Origin of the sequence: Shewanella sp. POL2, from assembly GCF_000282755.1 — a bacterium.
In the GTDB taxonomy this organism is placed as follows: domain Bacteria; phylum Pseudomonadota; class Gammaproteobacteria; order Enterobacterales; family Shewanellaceae; genus Shewanella; species Shewanella xiamenensis.
In genome coordinates this window covers 1-1,013 of sequence record NZ_AKZL01000204.1, presented here as the reverse complement: position 1 = coordinate 1,013, position 1,013 = coordinate 1, and the positions used below count along the sequence as shown (strand labels likewise).

The 1,013-nt window shown below is 41.9% G+C and carries 1 protein-coding gene and 1 pseudogene; both read right to left on the bottom strand.

Annotation, left to right across the window (positions count from 1 at the left end):
* Positions 1 to 363: pseudogene (locus tag SHEWPOL2_RS22070) on the bottom strand (DNA-binding response regulator); the annotation flags it as partial.
* A gap of 365 nt (positions 364 to 728) precedes the next feature.
* The coding region (locus SHEWPOL2_RS22065) for a DUF2238 domain-containing protein (protein WP_037431866.1) at positions 729 to 1,013 on the bottom strand (285 nt) is incomplete at its 5' end.

Here is a 1,013-nt window from a genome sequence, read left to right as displayed (position 1 = left end):
GTCGGCAACCATTTTACGTAATCCGGTCAACATCAAATCCATACGCTGGTCAGTAAACAGTAGTCCGCGTATGCCAAGCAGCATAGCTGACTCTTGATCTAAGGAATTGCGCTCAACTTGATACAGAGCCACAGGAATATGGGGGACAAGACGAGATGCCAGCAAAGGGATCCCTTTATTATCTAAGGCCGCACCTTTCTGGGCGATTAAACAAAAGCTGCGATGCCCTTTGTCTAAATCTAACTCTAACGCTGAGGCATGTTTAACGATCCGTGTTTTCAATCCGATAGATTCAGCAAGTATCGCTAAATGGCAAGGCGCCGCCACTTGATGTAAAAATACTAACTCATTGATAGTAACCAATTTACTCTTCTCCCTGAAAAGTATTCCATTATCTTTTTATCCGGCTTAATGAAATCTGCCTAAAACTCAGCGTACATCTCATTAACATAGCCCATTTTGACTAGTTACCATATGAATGCCATCACCCAAATGTACTAATAACCTCTATTTATATGTAGTAAATTCGACTAACTCCCTAAATAGTATTTCATTGCTAGCAATTAATACTAAACGAGATGGAGATCACACTCGTCTTTATACCTTAGTTAATGGAAACATCAATCGAAAGTTTAAACACAAAATTAACACCGAAAAATGACATTTTGGGGAATAAAAATCCCCTTTGAATGTCATTCAAAAGGGATTGGATGCTCTCAAGACTACGATTAGACTTGAGTCAGAAGTTTAGTGATTTGCTTATCCTGCACACGGGATAAACTGAGTAGCGCTACAATGGCCCCTATCAAGGCTAAAAACATATCCGATTGGGTATCCCACACATAACCTTGTGTGCCTAGGAATGCCTCAGCACCTTCGCCCGTTGCAGCGGCCACCCACCACTCTATAAGCTCATAGAAAGCACTGAAAGCGAGTACAAAACAAGTGACCAAAAAAGCGCACCAAGCGCCGGGTTTGACGGCTTGATTGCGTAACATAATCTCACGGGCCAA